The sequence below is a fragment of the Candidatus Binataceae bacterium genome (assembly GCA_035500095.1).
GTDB lineage: Bacteria > Desulfobacterota > Binatia > Binatales > Binataceae > JAKAVN01.
Genome location: DATJXN010000009.1, coordinates 1 through 18947 on the forward strand (window position 1 = coordinate 1; position 18947 = coordinate 18947).

Annotated in this window: 17 protein-coding genes; 3 read left to right on the forward strand and 14 right to left on the reverse strand. The window is 65.2% G+C overall.

Going from position 1 to position 18947, the window contains the following annotated elements; genetic code table 11:
* Positions 1-25: 25 nt before the first annotated feature.
* From VMI09_01025 to VMI09_01090, 14 genes are all read right to left on the reverse strand, one after another.
* On the reverse strand, positions 26-301 hold the full coding sequence (locus tag VMI09_01025) for a hypothetical protein (GenBank protein HTQ23244.1): 276 nt from the start codon (positions 299-301) through the stop codon (positions 26-28).
* Between the two features lie 83 nt (positions 302-384).
* Positions 385-1401: an alcohol dehydrogenase catalytic domain-containing protein gene (locus VMI09_01030; GenBank protein HTQ23245.1), complete on the reverse strand. Its 1017-nt coding sequence runs from the start codon at positions 1399-1401 to the stop codon at positions 385-387.
* Positions 1398-2201: an enoyl-CoA hydratase/isomerase family protein gene (locus VMI09_01035; GenBank protein HTQ23246.1), complete on the reverse strand. Its 804-nt coding sequence runs from the start codon at positions 2199-2201 to the stop codon at positions 1398-1400. The genes VMI09_01030 and VMI09_01035 overlap by 4 nt, the downstream gene beginning before the upstream one ends.
* 134 nt (positions 2202-2335) lie before the next feature.
* Positions 2336-3631 carry a diphosphate--fructose-6-phosphate 1-phosphotransferase gene (gene pfp / locus VMI09_01040; protein ID HTQ23247.1) on the reverse strand — a complete coding sequence of 432 codons (1296 nt, stop codon included), beginning with the start codon at positions 3629-3631 and terminating at the stop codon, positions 2336-2338.
* A gap of 60 nt (positions 3632-3691) precedes the next feature.
* Entirely contained in the window at positions 3692-4615 is a 924-nt protein-coding gene (locus VMI09_01045) for a class I fructose-bisphosphate aldolase (protein ID HTQ23248.1), read from the reverse strand.
* A gap of 59 nt (positions 4616-4674) precedes the next feature.
* Complete coding sequence (glk, locus tag VMI09_01050) at positions 4675-5679, reverse strand: glucokinase (GenBank protein HTQ23249.1); 1005 nt, start codon at positions 5677-5679, stop codon at positions 4675-4677.
* Between the two features lie 2 nt (positions 5680-5681).
* On the reverse strand, positions 5682-6668 hold the full coding sequence (locus tag VMI09_01055; protein ID HTQ23250.1) for a class 1 fructose-bisphosphatase: 987 nt from the start codon (positions 6666-6668) through the stop codon (positions 5682-5684).
* A gap of 245 nt (positions 6669-6913) precedes the next feature.
* A complete protein-coding gene (gene gor / locus VMI09_01060) occupies positions 6914-8257 on the reverse strand; it encodes a glutathione-disulfide reductase (GenBank protein HTQ23251.1) in 1344 nt (447 codons plus the stop codon).
* Positions 8258-8349: 92 nt separating this feature from the next.
* Positions 8350-9423, reverse strand: a complete 1074-nt coding sequence (gene selD, locus VMI09_01065) for a selenide, water dikinase SelD (protein HTQ23252.1) — start codon at positions 9421-9423, stop codon at positions 8350-8352.
* Between the two features lie 35 nt (positions 9424-9458).
* The gene (gene selB / locus VMI09_01070) at positions 9459-11405 is read right to left on the reverse strand and encodes a selenocysteine-specific translation elongation factor (protein ID HTQ23253.1); all 1947 of its coding nucleotides are present in this window, start codon (positions 11403-11405) and stop codon (positions 9459-9461) included.
* A 566-nt stretch (positions 11406-11971) separates the two neighbouring features.
* A complete protein-coding gene (locus VMI09_01075) occupies positions 11972-12349 on the reverse strand; it encodes a limonene-1,2-epoxide hydrolase family protein (protein ID HTQ23254.1) in 378 nt (125 codons plus the stop codon).
* A gap of 39 nt (positions 12350-12388) precedes the next feature.
* The gene (locus VMI09_01080; protein ID HTQ23255.1) at positions 12389-12886 is read right to left on the reverse strand and encodes an AAA-associated domain-containing protein; all 498 of its coding nucleotides are present in this window, start codon (positions 12884-12886) and stop codon (positions 12389-12391) included.
* Complete coding sequence (locus tag VMI09_01085) at positions 12886-13644, reverse strand: ABC transporter ATP-binding protein (GenBank protein ID HTQ23256.1); 759 nt, start codon at positions 13642-13644, stop codon at positions 12886-12888. The genes VMI09_01080 and VMI09_01085 overlap by 1 nt, the downstream gene beginning before the upstream one ends.
* A 48-nt stretch (positions 13645-13692) precedes the next feature.
* The gene (locus VMI09_01090) at positions 13693-15414 is read right to left on the reverse strand and encodes an ABC transporter permease subunit (protein HTQ23257.1); all 1722 of its coding nucleotides are present in this window, start codon (positions 15412-15414) and stop codon (positions 13693-13695) included.
* A 148-nt stretch (positions 15415-15562) separates the two neighbouring features.
* Between VMI09_01090 and VMI09_01095 the strand changes: the two genes are divergently transcribed.
* From VMI09_01095 to VMI09_01105, 3 genes are all read left to right on the forward strand, one after another.
* Positions 15563-17629 (forward strand): hypothetical protein, encoded by a 2067-nt coding sequence (locus VMI09_01095; GenBank protein HTQ23258.1) that lies wholly within the window; start codon positions 15563-15565, stop codon positions 17627-17629.
* Positions 17630-17850: 221 nt separating this feature from the next.
* On the forward strand, positions 17851-17994 hold the full coding sequence (locus VMI09_01100) for a hypothetical protein (GenBank protein ID HTQ23259.1): 144 nt from the start codon (positions 17851-17853) through the stop codon (positions 17992-17994).
* Between the two features lie 194 nt (positions 17995-18188).
* On the forward strand, positions 18189-18905 hold the full coding sequence (locus VMI09_01105) for a DUF2231 domain-containing protein (GenBank protein HTQ23260.1): 717 nt from the start codon (positions 18189-18191) through the stop codon (positions 18903-18905).
* The last annotated feature ends 42 nt before the right edge of the window (positions 18906-18947 follow it).

Here is an 18947-nt window from a genome sequence, read left to right on the forward strand (position 1 = left end):
CCTCCCGATACTAATTCTTTTTTAACTAATTGTTCTTGGGCGCAGCGGCCGGACTCGCCATCGGAGCCGGGGTTTCCATGCCGCCGTTCTTCATGGCCGAAGCCTTACGGCAGCGGTAAACGCTGCTCTTGGAGATCTTCATGTCCTTGGCGACCTCGGCGACTTTCTTGCCGCCCTGCAGCTCGGTCATCACCTGGGCGCAGTCGATTTTGTTCGCCGCATACACGTTGGTGAGACCGAACTGAAGCGCAAGCGTCGATACAACCGCAAACGAGGCAAGCAGAACCAGTTTCTTTTTCATGGTGTCACCCCTCAGGTTAAAGTGTGGTTGAAAAGCCGCCTCAGTATCGCAAAAATGCCAAAATCCCAAAAGAGTTAACGGGGCTAGAACTCGACCATCACCTTGCTCTGATTGGTCGGTATCGAAAGCGCCGCGAAGGCTCTCGGCAAAGCGTCGATCGCGAGCGTATGCGTGATCATCGGCGCGGTAAGAACGCGGCCGGATGCGAGCGCCTCGATCGCGGTCTCGACTTCGGCGCGCTCCATGCCGAGGGAAAAACGCAGGTCCAGCTCCTTGCTCATCGCCGTGATCGGCGCAAAGCCGTCGTCTTCCGTGCAGACGCCGATTATCGCGACGCGGCTTCGCTGCTGCGCGTACGCGATCGCCTCGGCCATTGCGCCCGGCGCGCCAACGCACTCGAATATCACTTGCGGCCCCGCGCCAGTCAGCGACTCGACCTTTCCCGCCGGATTGTGCATTCGCGGATCGACGGCCGCGTCGGCGCCCATCTTGAGCGCGAGGCGGCGGCGCGGCTCGCTGAGTTCGGAGACCACGATCGCGCGCGCGCCGGCAAAGCGCGCCCACAGCATCGTGGCGATTCCGATCGGTCCGGCGCCCATCACGACGCAGCTTTCGCCCGCCTGGAAACCAGCGCGATGGAGCCCGTGGAGTCCGACCACCAGCGGTTCGACCGTGGCCGCGACGCGAAAGCTCATCCCCGGCGGAATCTTGAATACGCTTGCGGGCCGGGTTTTCATCAATTCCGCGTAGGCGCCGGGCACCTCGCCGAAGCCCACCTGCTTGACCTTGCGGCAGCGCTGGGCCTCCCCGACGCGGCACTCCTCGCACGCGCCGCATCCGACGTATGACATCGCCACGACCGGGTCGCCGCGTTCGAAGCCCGCGACGCCGTCGCCGATCGCTTCGACCAGACCCGAAAGCTCGTGGCCCATGATGGTTCCGGGCGGCATGCGGAAATTGCGCCCGGCGGCGTGAAGATCGGAGCCGCAGATACCGGCGGCCTTGACCCGCAGCACGAGCTCGCCCGGGCCCGCCACCGGATCGGGGACTTCGGCGATCTCGAGCGGCGCGCCGGGCGCGCGGTAGACGCAGGCCTTCACTTGGCCTTGGTGCTCGGAAAGAGCGGCGCGCGGCGTTCTTTGAGCGCGGCCACGCCCTCGTGCAGGTCGGCGCTGAAAAATCCCATCATCTCCAGCGCGAGCGAAGCGTCGAAGTGCGGGCCGAATGTCCGCAGCCAGTTGTTAAGCGCGCGCTTGGTAAAGCGCAGCGCCTGTTGCGGCCCCCGGGCGAGCTTCTGCGCGACCTCCATCGCCTTGTCCATCAACTGATCGGCCGGCACGCAGAGACTGACGAGGCCGACGCGCTCGGCTTCCTTGCCGTCGATGAAATCGGCGGTCAACAGGTAATACTTGGCCTTGGCCATTCCGCACAGCAGCGGCCAGATAATAACCGCATGGTCACCTGCGCCCACACCGAGGCGGATGTGGCCGTCGGTGATGCGCATGTTCTCCGACGCGATCGAGATGTCTGCCATAAAGGCGACCGCGAGGCCCGCGCCCACGGCGACGCCATTGATCGCCGAGATGATCGGCTTGTCGAGGTTGATCATGTTGTAAACGATGTCGCCGGCTTCGCGCCACGTCTGCCCGATTTCGGCGGCGGTGCCGGCCATCCGCTCGATCATCTCGAGGTCGCCGCCGGCCGAGAACGCGCGCCCCTTGCCGGTGATCACGACCACACGGGTCTCGGCGTCCTCGTCGATATCCTTCCACACCCGGCTGAGCTCCCAATGCAGGCGGCTGTTGGTGGCGTTGAGCACGTCGGGGCGGTTGATCGTGATGAGCAGGATTCCGTCTTCGCGGCGCTCGAACAGCAGATGTTGGTATTCGTCGTATTTCATCGCAAGCCTCCGAAAGCTGTTGGCTGATGGTTTCCTTAGCGCAGGTCAGGGATTTCCTCAAAGCGCCGGGGCGGCGCCCGGGGGAGAATCGGAAAGCGGCAATCCGGCGGGCAGCGCTGAATTCTAGGCCGGGTTCACGAGACTCTGAGCGCCATGCGGGGCAGCGAGGTCGTGGCCTGTACCGTCGGCAGGAAGCGCGTCCTGAAAGCCTCGGGCGCGAGATTGGCGCAGGCCGCAAGGCGCGAGAGCGCCGGCTCCTCGAAGTCCGTCGGTTCGAGCCGGGTCATGTACGATCGCGCGACTTCGTACGACTCGGTGTTGACGTCCACCAGACGCACTCTTACGCGTCCGGTAGCGGGATCGACGAGGTCCGCGAAGTCGACCGGGGTTACACGGCCGCCCGCAATCGCGATGAGCGCCCCTGAGCCTCCGCTGAGCAGGTAGCGCACCGCGCCGTAGCCGAGCGTGCGCGTGTATTCGGCGTCGAACGGCAGCGGCTTGGCGCAGCGCAGCTCGTAGCCGATGTCCTTGGTGACGATGGTCGTGCCGATTCCGAGCTGCTTGAGCGAAGCGCGCACTCGGTCGCGCAGCAGGTAGCCGAGCGGGATATCCGCGATATGCACGTGGCCGTAGGCGTCGGCTTCGGTGCGCGGACCGGTCGGCAGGGTGTCGGAATCCATGCGTTCGGCGATGCCTTCGGCGACCACCGCCACACCGTCGTCGTAGCCCTCAGCGCGCCGTTTGATTATCGCGCCCACGATGGTGTCGACGACCAGCGCAAGCTCGAAGCGTTCGCCGTGAAATTCCTCGAGGATCACGGCGAGCGTGGCGCCGGCGGATTTGCACATGCTGAGCGCGAGCGATCCCGACTTTCGCCCCATCGAGATCGCCAGATACCATCGGCTGGTAGTGCGCGCGTCCACCATCAGCGATTCGACGATCGTGACGCCGACGGCGCGCGCGGTTTCGAAGCCGAAGGTTGGCGCGTTCTCGGGCAGCGGCAGATCGTTGTCGATCGTCTTGGGCACTGTCACCACGCCGATTTTGCCGCGGGTGCGCTCGGCGATTCGGTAGGCGCCGTAGGTGGTATCGTCGCCGCCGATACAGACGAGGTAGCGGATATTGAGCCGCTCAAGCGCGCCGATCGCGCGCTGCAGGCTCGCTTCGTCGCGTGCCGGATTGGTGCGCGAAGTGCGCAGGATCGATCCGCCGGTGGAATGGATCTGGCTGACCTCGTCGAGCTCGAGTTCGACCACGTGCGAAGTGTCGCCCTCGACCAGCCATCGGTAGCCGTCGCGCAGACCCACGACGCGCAGGCCGCAATTGATCGCTTCGATCGCGGCCGAAGAAATTACTCCGTTGATTCCGGGGGCGGGGCCGCCGCCGACCAGGATTCCAAGTGTCGCCTGGCTGTCACCGTCGCGCTGCATTGTTTGAAGCCTTCGCCCGGCGTTCGCGATCGCCCGGCAGTACGGCGCCGGCGGCTGCGATCAGCGGGCGGCGCCGGCGTAAATATCCATGATCGTGCCGAGCAGCTTGAGCGCTTCGGCACGCGGGCGCTGAAACGAATTGCGCCCGATGATTGAGCCGAAACCGCCCCCGGTCTTGATCGCGCGCACTTCGTCAAGCAGCTTTTCGTCGCTGACTTTCGGTCCGCCCGAGAAGATCACGATTCGCCGGCCGTCGAAGGCACTCTGCACGACGTGGCTGACGCGCGCGCTCTGCGGCTCGAGCGCCACCTTGTTGGTCTCGTAGGCCTTCTTCGCCTCGGCCTGCTCGAGATGCGCCGTGGGAAGCTTCACCTTGATGATGTTGGCGCCGAGTTGCGCCGCGATCTGCGCCGCGTAGGCGACCACGTCGAGCGCGGTCTCGCCTTCCTTGCTGAGTCCCGAACCGCGCGGATACGACCACACTACTACCGCGAGGCCGTTGGCCTTGGCCTCCTCGGCAATCTCGCGCAACTGCTCGTACATCTGCACGCACCACGCTGAGCCGGGATAGATAGTGTAGCCGACCGCGGCGCATCCCAGGCGCAGCGCGTCGCGCACGCTGCCGGTGACAGCGGGCGCCGGGTCGGGCGAGTCATGCAGCACGTCGTGGTTGTTTAGCTTTAGGATAAGCGGGATTTCGCCGGCGAACTCGGCCGCGCCCGCCTCCAGGAAGCCGAGCGGCGCCGCGTACGCGTTGCATCCGGCGTCCAGGGCGAGCGAGAAGTGGTAGCGAGGGTCGTAGGCGGGCGGATTGGGCGCGAAACTGCGCGCAGGGCCGTGCTCGAAGCCCTGATCCACGGGCAGGATGACAAACGACCCGGTTCCGGCGAGCCGCCCGTGATTGATAATCCGGGAAAGATTGCTCAGCACGCCCGGGTTCTCCGAGCGATAGAAATCCAGAATTTCCCTGGAACGCTTGGTCATGACCGCCTCCGATTGATAATTCGTATAGTCCTTCAAACCTGCGTCCGCACGCGAATTTCTCAGAGCAACTCCATCGCGCAACGGGCCGCACCCGCCAGCGCAGCCGCCGCATTGAGCGAGACGCGCACCGGAATCCTCGCCAATACTTTATCGAGTCGGCCCTTGGCGAGAAAGGCGCGCGAGAACCTGCCCGTGGTGAGCGCCGCGAGGATTTTGGGCGCGATTCCGCCACCGAGGTAGACTCCCCCGAGCGCCATATACTTGAGCGCCAGGTTAGCCGCCTCGGCGCCGTAGATATCGACGAACATTCCAAGCGCTGCGACGCATCGCGGATCGCGGCCGGCGAGCGCGGCCTCGCTTATGACTGCCGCAGGATCGGTGCCGGCGGTGAATTGGCTGGCGAGCCACGCCGGCTCCGCGGGTCCGCCACGCGCCTTCAGAAAACGATAGATGTTGACCAGTCCGGGCCCCGACAGCACGCGCTCGAAGCTGACGTGGCCGAACTCGCTGCTCAGGTATTCGAGCAACTCGATCTGTTCGCGGCCGCGCGGCGCGAAGTCCGCGTGACCGCCCTCGGTCGCGACCGAGCGCCAGCGCCCGTCTGACAACGGCACCAGGCCAGCCTCGCCAAGCCCGGTGCCCGCGGCGATTACGGCGATCGGCGCGCGCGGCGGCGCGGAATCGCCGGGCTGCAGCGCGGTGACCTCGTTCTCGCCGAGCGTGAGCATCCCGTAAGCGGTAGCCTCGAGGTCGTTGATCAGACGCGCGCCGGGCACGCCGAGGGCGTGCGCAAGCGCGTGCTCTTCCATCGTCCAGTGAACGTTGGTTGCGTGGCTGACGCCGCCGATAATCGGTCCGGGGACGCCGAAGCACGCGGCGGCGATCGATACGGCGCGGCCCAGGAAATCCTTGGCCACTTCTTCGAGAGTTTTGAAATCGCGGGTCGGGTAATGTTTTTCGCGCACGAGCGCCAGGGTTCCGCCCTCGACGCGAAAGAGCCCCAGCAGGGTCTTGGTGCCGCCAATATCGCCCGCCAGGACGCTCGCCTTGTCCCGCGACGCCATCGCTAGCCGCCTTCGACCTTCAGCTGCTCCGCCAGCGCGACCTCCTCGGCGCTGCCGATATAGACCGGTACGCGTTGGTGAATGGTCGAGGGCACCAGGTCGAGCACGCGTCCGCGCCCGGTCGATCCAGCGCCATCGGCCTGCTCGGCCAGGAGCGAGAGCGGCGCGACCTCGTACATCAGGCGCAGCTTGCCCTTGCTCTGGCCGCCGCTGGTCACTTCGCCCGGGTAGAGAAAGATTCCGCCCTCGAGGAGGCAGCGATGGAAGTCGCCCACGAACGCGCCGCAGTAACGCAGGGAGTAGCCGCCGCCCTTGTCCTTGGGTCCGGTCAGCCGGTCGAGCAGTGCGCGCGCGCCGGGATGCCATTTCGCGGCGTTGGCCTGGTTGACCGCGTAGGTCTTGCCGCGCGCCGGCATCCGGATCTTCTCGCGCCACAGCACGAACTCGCCGATCTCGCGCTCCAGCACGAACGCGTTCACGCCGTCGCCCGCGGTCCAGACCAGCATTGTCGCCGGTCCATAAAGCGCATAGCCGGCCGCGATCTGATCGGTGCCGGGACCGAGCGTGTCGGCGATATCGTCGCCGTGGCCGTGCTTGCGCCGGCGCACTGCAAAGATGCTTCCGAGCGAGCCATTGACGCCGGTATTGGACGAGCCGTCGAGCGGATCGAACATCAGCGCGTAGGCGTCATGTGCGTGGAGCGCCTCGGTGTGGCGCGGCTCTTCGATCTCCTCCGAGATCAGGGTGCAAATTGGATTGCCGCCGGCGAACGAATCGAGAAACACGTCGTTGGACCAGGTATCGAGCTTCACGACTTTCTCGCCCTGCACGTTGGTCGCGCCGCTAAGGCCAAGCTCGCCGCGAAGCGCGGCGACCGCAAGCTCATTGGAAATTCGCTTGACGGCGACCGCGATGCGTTCCAGCGTGGCGCTGAGCTTGGCGTCCATTCGCGGTTTCATCGAGCGCAGGTAGCGCTCCAAGCTGATCATCGGTATGCCAGCCGATACTTCAGCAGCCATCATTTGCCTCCGTTGGCGATGCGAAAAATGGGCGCCGGAAAGCGGGACGCGTTTGGCGCGCCTCCCGCGCGCGGCCATCCCCCTTGCCGGGTTTGTCCCCTCGTCGGTCATCGCCGGCTACAATTCGCGCGGGCCTCGCAAGCGCGCTCGCGCGCCTTTGCGGTCCGCGGGTCCCCGAAAGCAAATATGGCAGCCCTTGTGCGGGCGAGTCCAGATCACGATTTATTCCGCATGGTTACGAACTCCTCCGCGGCCGTCGGATGGACTCCCACGGTAGCGTCGAATTGCGCCTTGGTCGCGCCGCAGCGGAGCGCGATCGCGAGGCCCTGGACGATCTCGCCTGCGTCGGCGCCGATCATGTGGCATCCGAGCACCCGGTCGGTTTCGCGATCGACCACCAGTTTCATGAAGGCGCGCTCGTCGCGCCCGCTGACCGTGTGCTTGAGCGGCCGGAAGGTCGATTTGTACACGTCGATCGCGCGATGGCGTTCGCGCGCCTGGGCCTCCGTAAGCCCAACCGTGCCGAGATTGGGCTGGCTGAAAACAGCGGTCGGCACGTTTTCATAGTCCGGGGGTTTCGGCTTTCCATGAAAGAGCGTTTCGGCGACAGCCGCGCCCTCGGCGATAGCGACCGGCGTAAGCTGCAGACGGTCGGTGCAGTCGCCGACCGCGTAGATGTTCGCAACCGACGAGCGAGAGTACGAATCCACGACTACCGCGCCTTCGGCGTCGAGCGTAACCCCGGCCAGTTCCAGCCCGAGATTGCTAGTGTTAGGAGTTCGTCCGGTGGCGAACATGATCAGGTCGGCTTCCAGCACGGCGCCGTCGTCGAGCGTCGCACGGACGCCACCCGCGAGCTTTTCGATCCGTTGCACCCGGCGCGTGAAGCGAAGCTCGATTTCCCGCTTGCGCATCTCGGCCGCCAGTTCGCGGCGCAGATCGTCGTCGAACCCGCGCAGGAAAAGCTCGCCGCGATGCACCAGCGAGACTTTCGCGCCGAGGCCGTGGAAGATGCCCGCGAACTCGATCCCGATATAGCCGCCGCCTACAATAATCGCATGAGCGGGAAACCGGGGCAGAAAAAATGCTTCATTCGAGGTAATCGCCAGTTCGCGTCCCGGAATATCCGGTGTTGAGGGCCATCCTCCGGTCGCGACCAGGATGTAGCGCGCGGTGTAACGCTCGCCTCCGGCGACGATAGTGTGCGCATCGGCGATGGTGGCCCGCGTGCGCAGGATGCGCACGCCGTTATCGACGAGGACTTTTTCGTAAACTCCGTTAAGGCGGGCGATCTCGCGATTCTTGTTGGTGATAAGCGTCTGCCAGTTGAAGCTGCGTTCGCCGACCGTCCAGCCGAAGCCCGCCGCATCGGCGAACCCTTCGCTGAATTCGGAGGCGTAAACGAAGAGCTTCTTCGGGATACAGCCGACGTTGACGCAGGTGCCGCCGAGGTAGCGCTCCTCGGCGAGGGCGACTTTGGCGCCGAATTGCGCCGCCATCCGGCTCGCGCGGACGCCGCCCGAACCGCCACCGATCGTGAAGAGGTCGAAGTCGTACATGTAGTCGGGTTCCTTTCCGCGCGTGAATCGTCTATCTGCGCGGCGTTCACCTGAGCCGCGGCCGGCCGCCGCCGGCGCCGGGTGAAATCGCGCTAGACCAGCTCTATCGCGGAATCCGTCTGTGCGACTACCCGGCCGATTATCGCCGCTTCGAGGTTGCCGCCGGCCTGGAGTTCGGCGAGCAGCGGCAGCGCCTGCGATTCGGGCAGCGCGATCAGCAAGCCGCCCGAGGTCTGCGGATCGAAGAAGATCTCCACCATCTCGGGCGCCACTTCGTCGGAAATCCTGACGCGGGCGCCGTAAAACTCGCGATTGCGCCGTCCGCCGCCGGGAATCATCCCTTCGCGGCAGCAATCCAGCGCGCCGGGCAACAGCGGGAGGTCGGATTCCTCGATCCGCAACGTGACCCCGCTGCCGTCGGCCATCTTGATCGCATGGCCGGCGAGGCCGAAGCCCGTGATATCCGTCGCCGCATGGACCTCGTGACGGAGCATCGCGCGCGCCGCCTCGGCGTTGAGCGCGGTCATGGAGCGGACCGCCGCTTCGTAGTGCTCGACGGCGAGACGGTCGCGCTTGAACGCGGTCATCAGGACGCCGGTTCCGAGCGGCTTGGTGAGCATCAGGGAGTCGCCCGCGCGCGCGCCGATGTTGCGCACGATACGGCGCGGATCGATAACGCCGGTCACCGCCATCCCGTATTTCACCTCGTCGTCGGCGACGCTGTGCCCGCCGACGATGACGACGCCGGCTTCGCGCGCCTTCTCTGCGCCGCCGCGCAGGATTTCTCCGAGCATTTCGCCCGGCAGCCCGGTCTGCGGCCAGCACACGATATTGAGTGCGGTCCTGGGCGTTCCCCCCATCGCGTAGATATCAGAGAGCGAGTTGGCGGCCGAGATCTGGCCATAGGTGAACGGGTCGTCGACGACGGGAGTGAAGAAATCGACCGTGTTGACGACGGCGATTTCGTCGGTCAGACGATACACTCCGGCGTCGTCGCCGGTTGTAATACCGACGAGCAGGTCGGGATGGCTTCCGGGGTCGAACCGGCTAAGTGCGGCTGCAAGGTCCTCCGGACCCAGCTTGCCGGCTCAACCCGCCGCCTTGCAGCGCGCGGTGAGCCGAATCAGCTCGCCGCGCGTCGCGTTATTGTTCCGTTCCTCGGCCATGTCCGATCAATAATGACCCAAGCTTGGCCGCCGCGCTATGAAGGGCGCGCGCGCAGGCGGCGGGCGTCGCCGACCCGCGTGGTCACGCCCGAGTGGTCGAAGTAATCCAGCAGCGCGATCGCGAACTTGCGCGACGCGCCGAGCAGGTCGCGAAAAGTCGCTGCGGTTATTTCGGGCGCGCTCTTTAGATGGTCGAGCAGGCGCGCGCGCGCGGCTTCCATCGCGTCGCGGCTGAAATAGAGGTCGGTCGCGATTTTCACCACGCGCCCTTCGCGTTCGAGTGCGCCGAGCAGCGTGCGCATCCGCGCGACCTCGGAGGACGGCAGCTTGAGCTCGTCGGCGAGCTGCTTCAGGTCGGGCGGATGGAAACCGGCGGCGGCGAGCGCCGCCGCCAGCCGCTCGCCCATCCTGCCCTCGTCGCCGCCGAGCCTGACGCGATGCGATTTGAGGCGGAGCACGCTCTCCTCGCGCACCAGGTCCGATTCCCGCCCCAGCCGGTCCACCAGCGCGCGAAACGCACGCGCGCTGACCTCATAAGGCAGCCGCTCGCGCAGCGCCTCCATCTCGAGCCCCGGCGACAGCGGCTCGGCCTGATGATGCGTCAGGACCGCGGCCGTCGCGAAGAGCTTGAGCTCTTCCCATTTGCCCGTGGTGGTGTAGCCCTCCTCGTCGCCCAGCGAGAGCTTGATGAAGCGGCGATCCTTGAACGCTTCGTCGATCTCGCGCGCGGGAGCGTTGAGCAATTGCGCTACGCGCGCCGCGGTAAGGGCAAAGCTCTCCTGCAGGTCGATCAGCGCCTCGACGGTGGCGGGCGCAAGCGGGGCTTCGAGCGCGCCGAGACGTTTCAGATAGGCCTCGAGCGGTTTGCGCGCGCGCCGGCCGAGCGGATTCAGCACGACGCCGCCGCCGAGCGTGCGCCGGCTGGTCTCGTCGCGGATGACGAAACGATCGCCGGCCAGCGCGACCATCGGCTCGTTCAACACGATCTGCGCGAGCGCGCTCTTCTTGGGCGCGATTTCGCCCGGCGTCTCGAGCACGATCGCGCGGCCGATCGCTTCGGCAGTGCCCATGAACACACGCACGCGGTCGTTGTTCTTGAGCGGACGTTTGGCGGCAGGGCGAATTTCCAGCCGCGCGTCGAAGCGCGTCGTCGTGAGCTCAAGCCGGTCGTCCGCGACCACGTCGCCGCGCTTGAGTTCCATCCGTTCCGCGCCGCTTAAGTTCAGCGCGACCCGCTGGCAGAGTCCGGCCCGGTCGACCGGTTCCGAATGGACCTGTATCGAACGCACGCGCACTTCGCCGCCCGCCGGCAGCACCCGTAGCTTCTGGCCGACCCGGACCTCGGCGCCCATCGCGGTACCGGTGACCACCGTGCCGTGGCCCTTGATCGTAAATGCACGGTCAAGCGGCAGGCGGAAGAGCCCCGTCGGCCGGCGCGCTTCGAAACCCTCAAGTTGCTGCGCGATTGCCACGCGCAATTCGTCGAGGCCCGACCCAGTCATCGACGAGACTGCAACGACCGGCGCGCCTTCGAGGCTCGTTCCGTCGGCCAGCAGTTGAATTTCGTCGCGCACTTCGCCAAGTCGCGCCGCATCGGCGAGGTCGGCCTTGGTGATGACGAAGATGCCGCGCTTGACGCCGAGCAGGTGGAGGATGTCGAGATGTTCCTCGCTCTGCGGCATCACGCCGTCGTCGGCGGCGACCGTGAACAGCACGAGATCGATCCCGTGCGCGCCGGCCAGCATGTTACGGATGAAGCGCTCGTGGCCGGGCACGTCGACCACGCCCGCGCGCCTGCCGTCGGGCAGGGTGAAATAGGCGAAGCCGAGGTCGATCGAAATCCCGCGCTCTTTTTCTTCCTTCAGGCGGTCGGTTTCCTGACCGGTGAGGGCCTTGATCAGCGCGGTCTTGCCGTGATCGATATGGCCGGCGGTGCCGATGATGGCGTGGGTGACGGCGTGATGGGTGACGGTGGCGGCCATGGCGTCAGACGGAAACGGCGAATGGCCAAAGTTTATCCCGCCCAGCGTCCGTGCAGAAAGAGTAGTGACCGACGCGGCGGATCGAAAATGCAGTCGAGAACCACGTTCGTTTTTTCGCGGTCAAGCCCGGAGCGTTTGAACAGCGCCTCAGGCCGCAATGGCACCGACTCGGATTGCGGAGACGGACAAAATCATGAGGAATCGAATCGAATACCAAACGTGAGGACGGCGATGCCTTCGGATGCAGGCAGAATGTTTTACGAACGGCTCGGCGCACAGTAGGCCGACTAACTATCCTGACGTGCCTGGCGGCGCTGCGCCTTTTCGATGATCGCCGATTAGGTAGGGCCCCACGGGCGGGCTCGGTAGGGGGGAGTTAGCCGAGCCCGCCCATTCAGGTTGGGCGCGAGATACTTCAAAGACCAAGCATCTTCCGTGCCTGACCGAACGTTCGATCAAATCTCGGCTAAAACGAAGCAGTACGCGCGCGTCGGCGCCTTACTGGCGCAAAGCGCGAGTAGCTATTACAAGGGCCCCTGTAAGATTTTCTGGAGTTTTTGCCGGGCCTATTTTCCCTTGATCTGATTCAGGTACGTCGCGAGATCGAAATAATCGCGCCAGGCCTTGATTTTTCCTCCGCTTATCTCGAACACGCCTGCGACCGGCACTATCACGGGTTTGCCGTTGACGATGAACGAATCGACACGCTCGTTGAAGACCGTCGCGCCTGCGGAAGCGGTGTTTAGGATCTTGAATTCGATCTTCGTAGTCCCGGGCATGAAGCCGTCGATCGTCTTGCGGATTTCCGCTCTGCCGGTGGCGGTCCCGATCGGGATGTTGGTGTAGGCCGCATCCTCGGTGAAGAACTCCATCACCTTGTCGATGTTGAGTGTCGCCCAAGTCTTACAAAACTCGTTCACCAGTTGTTCGTTCTCGTTGGCCACGCTAATTCTCCTTATATCCGATTTTGAGAGTTCGAAATTTTACGGCTTGTCCGCCTCTTCATCGAGATAGAAGCGGTCGTCGTCCTTGTTATAGCCGAATAACTCGGCGAAGCGTCCCCATCCGACCAGCGTCGCGAACATCCGCTCCGGGCGTTCGTTCGGCAGCAACATCGCGATATGCTCGAGCACAACTTCCTTCGACAGCGAGTGATCCTCCTGGCCGCGCAGCAGCCGGATGAAATAAGCGAACAGCGAATGTTTCGTGAGTTGTTCGCGGATGATGCGTTTGCGCGCGTTCATGTCGGCGGCCAGAAACTCGCGCCCGAGCGGCTCCAGCACCACGTCGCCGGCGGGAGTGGTAACCAGTCCCAGGATTTCCGCCGCCTTCATCACCTTGAGCAGATCCGAGAACTTGAAGCTCAGCTCGCGCGCGATTTTGTAACCGTCCTCGCGGCCGCCGCGATCCTCGAGCATCTCGAGCAGCCCGAACACCCACGTGAGCTGCGCGTCGGGAAGCGGATGGATCAGCGCAGGCATCAGGCGCGTTCCTCGATCAGCGAGAATACCCTGTCGGTCAGGCTGTTGAAGGCTTCGGCGCGCCGATCGCGCGGACGCTGGAGTTCCACCTTGATGTCGCCGACCAGCCGCCCCGGGCCGGTCGAGAGCACCAGGATCCGGTCGGCGAGTTCGACCGCCTCCTCGATGATATGGGTGACCATGATGATGGTTTTGACCGGGCTGTCGGCGGCCTGCCACAGGTCGAGCAATTCTTCGCGCAGTCCGATTGCGGTCAGCGCGTCGAGCGCCGAAAATGGCTCATCCATCAGTAGCACGGCCGGTTCGACCGCGAGCGCCCGTGCGAGGCCCACGCGCTGGCGCATCCCGCCCGAAAGCTCGCGCGGGTAGGCTTCCTCGAAACCATCGAGCCCCACCTTGTCGATATAGCGCGTCGCCAGCCGCTCGCGTTCGGCCGGAGCGCCGCGGCGCGCCTCGAGGCCAAGCTCGATGTTGGCTTTGACGCTGAGCCACGGAAGCAGGGCGAACGACTGAAACACCATCGCGCATTCCGGGTTGATCCCGTCGACTTGCTGGCCATTGTAGAGCACCTGGCCCGAGGTGGGAGGCACGATGCCGTTGATGATCCTGAGCAAGGTCGATTTGCCGCATCCCGACGGCCCGACGATCGCGATGAACTCGCCGAGTTCGATGCCCAACGACATCTCGTTGAGCACGCGGATGTTGCCCTTGGCATGCGGGTAGCTTTTTGAAACCTGTTTGAGCTCGAGCAGGGCCATAATGGGTCGGAGGAGTCGGAATCAGACATCGTCGGCGCCGAATAGCGATCAATCGAACCTGTAACGTTCGGTTGCTAGATTATACAGCCGCCGCCATACCAGCCGGTTGAGGCTCACCACTACCACGACCATCGAGAGCAGGCTTAGCAGGATCATCAGGTTGTTGCCGGTCTCGTAGGTTGCCGCGTCGAGCAGCGCGCCCAGGCCCAATACCTTGTAAGTCTGCCCGCGATAGACGAAGTACTCGGACAGGATCAGCGCGTTCCATCCGCCGCCCCATGCGGTGATGCTGCCGGTGACGATCGAAGGCACCAGCGCCGGTACGTCGAGCTTGGTCCAGGTGGCCCATCGGCTCAGCCGGTAAGAACGTGCGAACTCCTTCAGTTCCGCGGGAATCTGGCTGGCTCCCGCCAGCAGATTGAACAGCAGGTACCACTGCATACCAGTCAGGATCAGCAGGATCGAGGCGAGATTCATTTGGCCGGTGACCTGGATCACCAGCACCACGATCACCGGAAACAGCGCCGTTGCTGGCATCGACCCAACGATCTCGGCGATGGGCGAGAGCCATCGCTTGAAGCGGGCGCTGTGGATCGCCGCGAGCGCGCACGGCAGCGTCCAGCCGAGCGAGATCGCGTAGGCCGCGATCATTCGGATGGTTGAGGCCAGCGTCGCCGCCGGAATCTGCCGGACCGCCGCCGGCCACGGAGCCATCAGAGTGCGCACGAGGGCCCCGAGTCCGCGTACGGTGGCGTAGCTGAAAAGCGTGACGAAGGTGAGCAGCGCAGCGTAGCCGGCGGCTCGCGCGGCTCGGGCCGCGCGCTCGCGCGTAGCCGCATCGAGCGGTGGGATGGCGCCGAGCAGGCCCTGCGCAAGCGTCGTCAGCGGACGCGCGGCGAGGCGCATCGCGCGATAAACGCTGGGGCCGAGCATCCCGATCGCATTCAACATCCCGAGCGATCGCTCGGCTTCGGCGCCCGAGGTGAACTCGTAACGAAACTTTTCCGCCCACACCGCAAGCGGCTGCCATACCACCAGGTCCATCGCGACGATAACCAGGAGCAGCGTGAGCAGGCCGAGCACCATCTCGCTGTTTCGCCCGCGGTTGGCGGCCTCCATCAGGAAGCTGCCCAGGCCCGGCAACCGGTAGGTTGACGGTCCGGCGGTGATGATTTCGCAGGCGATGAGGAAGTACCATCCCGCCACCCACGACAGGATCGAATTGTACACGAGCTTGGGCACGCAGGCGGGAAGCATCAGTTTGCGAAACCGGAGCCATCCGCTGGAGCCGAAGGCCTCCAGCGCCTCGCGCGAGTCGTCGGGAATCGTGCGGATCGATTCGAACACGCCGAGGGCAAGATTCCACGCCTGGCTGGTGAAAATCAGGAACACGGCGGCAATCTCGACACCAAGCCGGCTGCCGTGCGCGAGCGCGACGAAGAAGTACACTGCGGCGGGAAAGAATCCGACCACCGGCACCGACTGCGCGATATCGATCGCCGGGATCATTATCCGCTCCCACATCCGCCCGCGAGCCGCCATCATTCCGTAGGCGATCGAGAACACTAGCGCGATCACATACGCGACCAGCATCCGGTTGAACGAGCAGAATGCGTAGTACGGCAGCTGATGCGCCGTGATGCTCAGCCGCGGGCCGTGCAGCGCCGGTACGTAATTGCGAAACCCGAAGAACAGCGCAAGCAGCGCAGCGACGATCAGTATCGGCACCGCTCCGCCGATGATCCTTCGCATGTTGATTTTCTGTTCCATCGCCGCCGCCAAATCATAACCCTCTGGCGCACAGGCTCAAGCGCGGCGCGCATTAACGCGAGGTTACGGTCACGGGTTGATAACCGTGGCTCGATCGGCGGCGCGCGCGTTGACAATCGAGTCGGGGCCAAATACCCGTTTTCACCAGATGTCAGCCAGTGGCAAGGAAACGGAGGAGTGGCGGCTCGGGGTTGAGCCAGGCGCCCACGAGACACCGGAAGTTCCAGAAGAGCAGGGCGCTCCGCGCGACTACTCAGCCGAACGGCTGGATCGGCCCCTATGCGTCGTCACCGCCGAGCATCTCGGCTGGGCGAAGATTGGCGCGCTCGCGGTGCTGAGCCGGCTCGTGATGCTGGGTGCGCGGCCGCTCGATTCGGTGGAGGCGCGCCACGCGCTCAGCGAACTGGCGCTGCTGCAGAACGGGGCTCCCGCCGCCGCCCATCTTTCATGGGTGCATCTGCTCGAAGCGGCGATTTTCGTCGCGCTCGGCGCGGGCGACTTCTGCGCGCGGCTGATGTTCGCCCTAAGCGGGCTCCTGCTAATCGCGGCTGCCTTTGCGATGCGCCGTCACCTGGGCCGCGCCGGTGCGATGGCTTTCGCGGCGCTGCTGATGCTCTCGCCGAGCGTCGCCTATTACTCGCGCGCTGACAGCATCGTGCCGACGCTCGCCTTCGCGGTGCTCGCGCTGGCGCTCTTTCTACAGCTGACCGCTGAGCCGGGCCGCCTGCTCGCCGCCGCCCTGGGGGCGGCGGTAGGCCTGGGGCTTGCCAGCGCCGACGCCGCTCTGATGACGGCGCTGTTTATGTTCGGCGGGCTTGCGGTCGTCGGTCTGTTCGCGGCTTTGCGCGGCTCTCGCATCCGGCTCCAGGTGCGAGTTTGGTGGACGCGGCGCAAAGGACTCTTCCTGATCACGATATTCGTCGCGGCGCTCATATGGATGGGATGCGAGAGCGGGTTTTTCACCCGTTCGCCGCTCGCCGCGATCGTGGCCGCGTTTCGGTCGAATCTGCCGAGCGTGGGTCCGGCGGCCGGGCAAAGTTTCGCTGCGGGCCTGGATTTTTACCTGCCGATTCTCCTGCTGTACGAATTTCTGATCGTGCTGCTCGGAGTTGGCGGAGCGTTGGCCGTGCTCACGCTGCGCATCCGCTCGCGTATCGCAACCGGCGCGCTTATCTGGAGCGCGCTCGCGGTTGCCTTCTACCTGTGGACGCCGGTGCGCTCGCCAGCACTGGTGCTCCAGATGGTCGTGCCGGTGGCGCTGCTGGGCGCCGTGCTGATCGATTCTCTGCATCACACCGCCGCGTGGAGCCTGGTGCGCTATCCGCTCGCCGTGCTCGCGGTCCTGACGCTTTGCGTGCAGGCCGCAAACAACTTCATGTGGTATGCGCCCGACGCGAGCCAGGCTCCATGGGCGCGCACCGCGCTCCTGTACTGGACCGAGCCCACGACCACGTTTCAGACCCCGGTCCAGTGCGCACGCGTGACCAGCCAGGCCCCGCCGCGCGGAGCGAGCATGTTTTTCGCCGCCGAATCGCCGGTCTTGCGATGGTATCTGCGCACGTTCACTCCGGTCGCGAAGCCGCAGGGCGCAACCGCGATCGTCAGCAATGCGGACTCGGCGAGCCTGTCCGAGGCCGAGGGACTGACCGCGTATGAGTTCGAGCTTGACGACGCGTGGCATCCGGCATGGCGTTCGCTGTCGCCGCAGACTGTGCTGCACTACATGGTGAGCGCGCACGCCTGGGCGCCGCTCGACGCGCACCGTATGACGATCGCTATCCGCCCCGTCGTCACGGTTGCACCGACGGTGATTTTGGCGCCGGTTGAGCCGGCGTCGTCGCCGACTGCATCGGCCCTGCCGGCGCAAGCGCCGACGCCCGCGGCGGCCGCGTCCCCCACATCGGAGATATCGGCCGTGCCGTCGGCGTCCGCTAGACCTGCGCTTGGTGCCGGACCGGAGAGCAGTCCTTCAACGACGCCCTCCGGTACTCCTGCCGCGACTCTGTCTGCTACGCCCGCCGCGGCCTCCGCTGCTACTCAAATAACGACGCCTGCGGCGACCGTCCCGGCGACTCCCATGGCCACTCCTGCGGTCACTGCCGTTCCGACTCCTTCGGCGATTCCTTCCTCCGTCCCCACCCGCGGACCTGCTGCGGCGGCGACTAGCGCGCCCGCGGGCAGGATGGGCCGTGCCCGGCGTCGTCTTGTCGACTGACCTGTCTGATGGCTGCGGAGCCGGTGGATACTTGTCTGCCACCTAGTGGAATTTGGCTGCCGTTTGGACAATGCTTTCTGACGTAGCCTCGGTCGCGGCGGCGGCCGGCGGGCGAGCGAATGAAGAGCAACGTAGTACCGATTTCGTGCGCGAGGGGCGTGGTTCGCCGCATGCCATCGCGGGCGCGTCCCGCGCCGATGACAGGCCGCCGGAGCGCTGCGGTGCGCAAGCCGGCCCTCGCGGTGGTTTCCGCAGTGGCGGATACGCCTATCTGGTTTTCACTTTTCGCGCTCGCAGCGATGACGATGTGGCCGTCGGCGCTGGTCTGGATGGTTCAGCTCGGGTATCGCATCGCCGCCCACTGACAATCGTCCGCCCGCTAACACACGACAAACCGTTCCGGTCGGGCGCGCGGCGTCGCCTCGCGACGGTTTGCGCGCCGTCGGCGGCTCTGTAATAAAGACCGGGTCGCCGCGGCCATGCAGGCGGGGCGCCGCCACGCGCGGCCGGGCGGAGAACGGACGGACAGCTGCGGCTAGTTTCAGCAAAGGAAATCCGGATGCAAGGTCTTCTTGAAACGATCCAAAAATGGCACTTACACCCGGCTGTCGATCATTTCACGGTCGCGATCCTGATCCTCGCAGTCCTCGCCGATCTTTTCGCCAGCATGTTCTCTACGCGCCTGTGGATGCGCTACGCGGCGCTCGCGCTGATGATCTTCGGCACCGCCGCCGCCTGGGGCTCCAAGCTCACCGGCGGATGGGAGGCCGATCGCGTATGGAAGGCGGTCAAGGATGCCGGCGGACCCGCGTACGACACGCTTCATCGTCACGCCCAGCTCGGCGATTATCTGCCGTGGGTATTTCTGGTGCTGGCCGTATGGCGTATCGGGGTCCAGCTCTTCGGCTTCATGGCTGGTACGCGCGGACTCTATTTGCTCGTCGCTGTCCTGGCGGCGGTCGCGATCGCGTATCAGGGTTATCTCGGCGGCAAGCTGGTCTATGAATACGGTATAGGCACGGCGATCTATGGCGCGGGATCGCCGGCGGTCGCGCCGCAGTCGGTGACGACCGGCCCAGCTACGCCGATTCCCACGGTTTATGTGCCGGCTGCGGCAGCGACGCCCGAGGCCGCGTCTCCGACGGCCGCCGCCAGCGCGGAAGCGACCGCGTCCGCGATGCCCTCCGCCGCCGAAAGTACGTCCGCAACGCCTTCGGCGGCGCCGAGCCCCCCTGCGCAGCCAGGCGCCTCCCCTGGTGCGGCGGCGGGTCATTGATCGCAAGGACGCGCCAGGGGCCAGAATGGAGCGGAAGAAAAT

Coding starts and splice junctions, on each gene's coding strand:
- pfp (HTQ23247.1), bottom strand. CDS start 3,631: ATGCAGCGCGACGGTGACAGCCAGGCGACACTTGGAATCCTGGTCGGC.
- VMI09_01080 (HTQ23255.1), bottom strand. CDS start 12,886: ATGCCTGCGCTGATCCATCCGCTTCCCGACGCGCAGCTCACGTGGGTG.
- glk (HTQ23249.1), bottom strand. CDS start 5,679: ATGGCGTCGCGGGACAAGGCGAGCGTCCTGGCGGGCGATATTGGCGGC.
- VMI09_01035 (HTQ23246.1), bottom strand. CDS start 2,201: ATGAAATACGACGAATACCAACATCTGCTGTTCGAGCGCCGCGAAGAC.
- gor (HTQ23251.1), bottom strand. CDS start 8,257: ATGTACGACTTCGACCTCTTCACGATCGGTGGCGGTTCGGGCGGCGTC.
- VMI09_01045 (HTQ23248.1), bottom strand. CDS start 4,615: ATGACCAAGCGTTCCAGGGAAATTCTGGATTTCTATCGCTCGGAGAAC.
- selB (HTQ23253.1), bottom strand. CDS start 11,405: ATGGCCGCCACCGTCACCCATCACGCCGTCACCCACGCCATCATCGGC.
- VMI09_01025 (HTQ23244.1), bottom strand. CDS start 301: ATGAAAAAGAAACTGGTTCTGCTTGCCTCGTTTGCGGTTGTATCGACG.
- VMI09_01085 (HTQ23256.1), bottom strand. CDS start 13,644: ATGGCCCTGCTCGAGCTCAAACAGGTTTCAAAAAGCTACCCGCATGCC.
- VMI09_01105 (HTQ23260.1), top strand. CDS start 18,189: ATGCAAGGTCTTCTTGAAACGATCCAAAAATGGCACTTACACCCGGCT.
- VMI09_01055 (HTQ23250.1), bottom strand. CDS start 6,668: ATGATCAGCTTGGAGCGCTACCTGCGCTCGATGAAACCGCGAATGGAC.
- VMI09_01095 (HTQ23258.1), top strand. CDS start 15,563: ATGTCAGCCAGTGGCAAGGAAACGGAGGAGTGGCGGCTCGGGGTTGAG.
- VMI09_01090 (HTQ23257.1), bottom strand. CDS start 15,414: ATGGAACAGAAAATCAACATGCGAAGGATCATCGGCGGAGCGGTGCCG.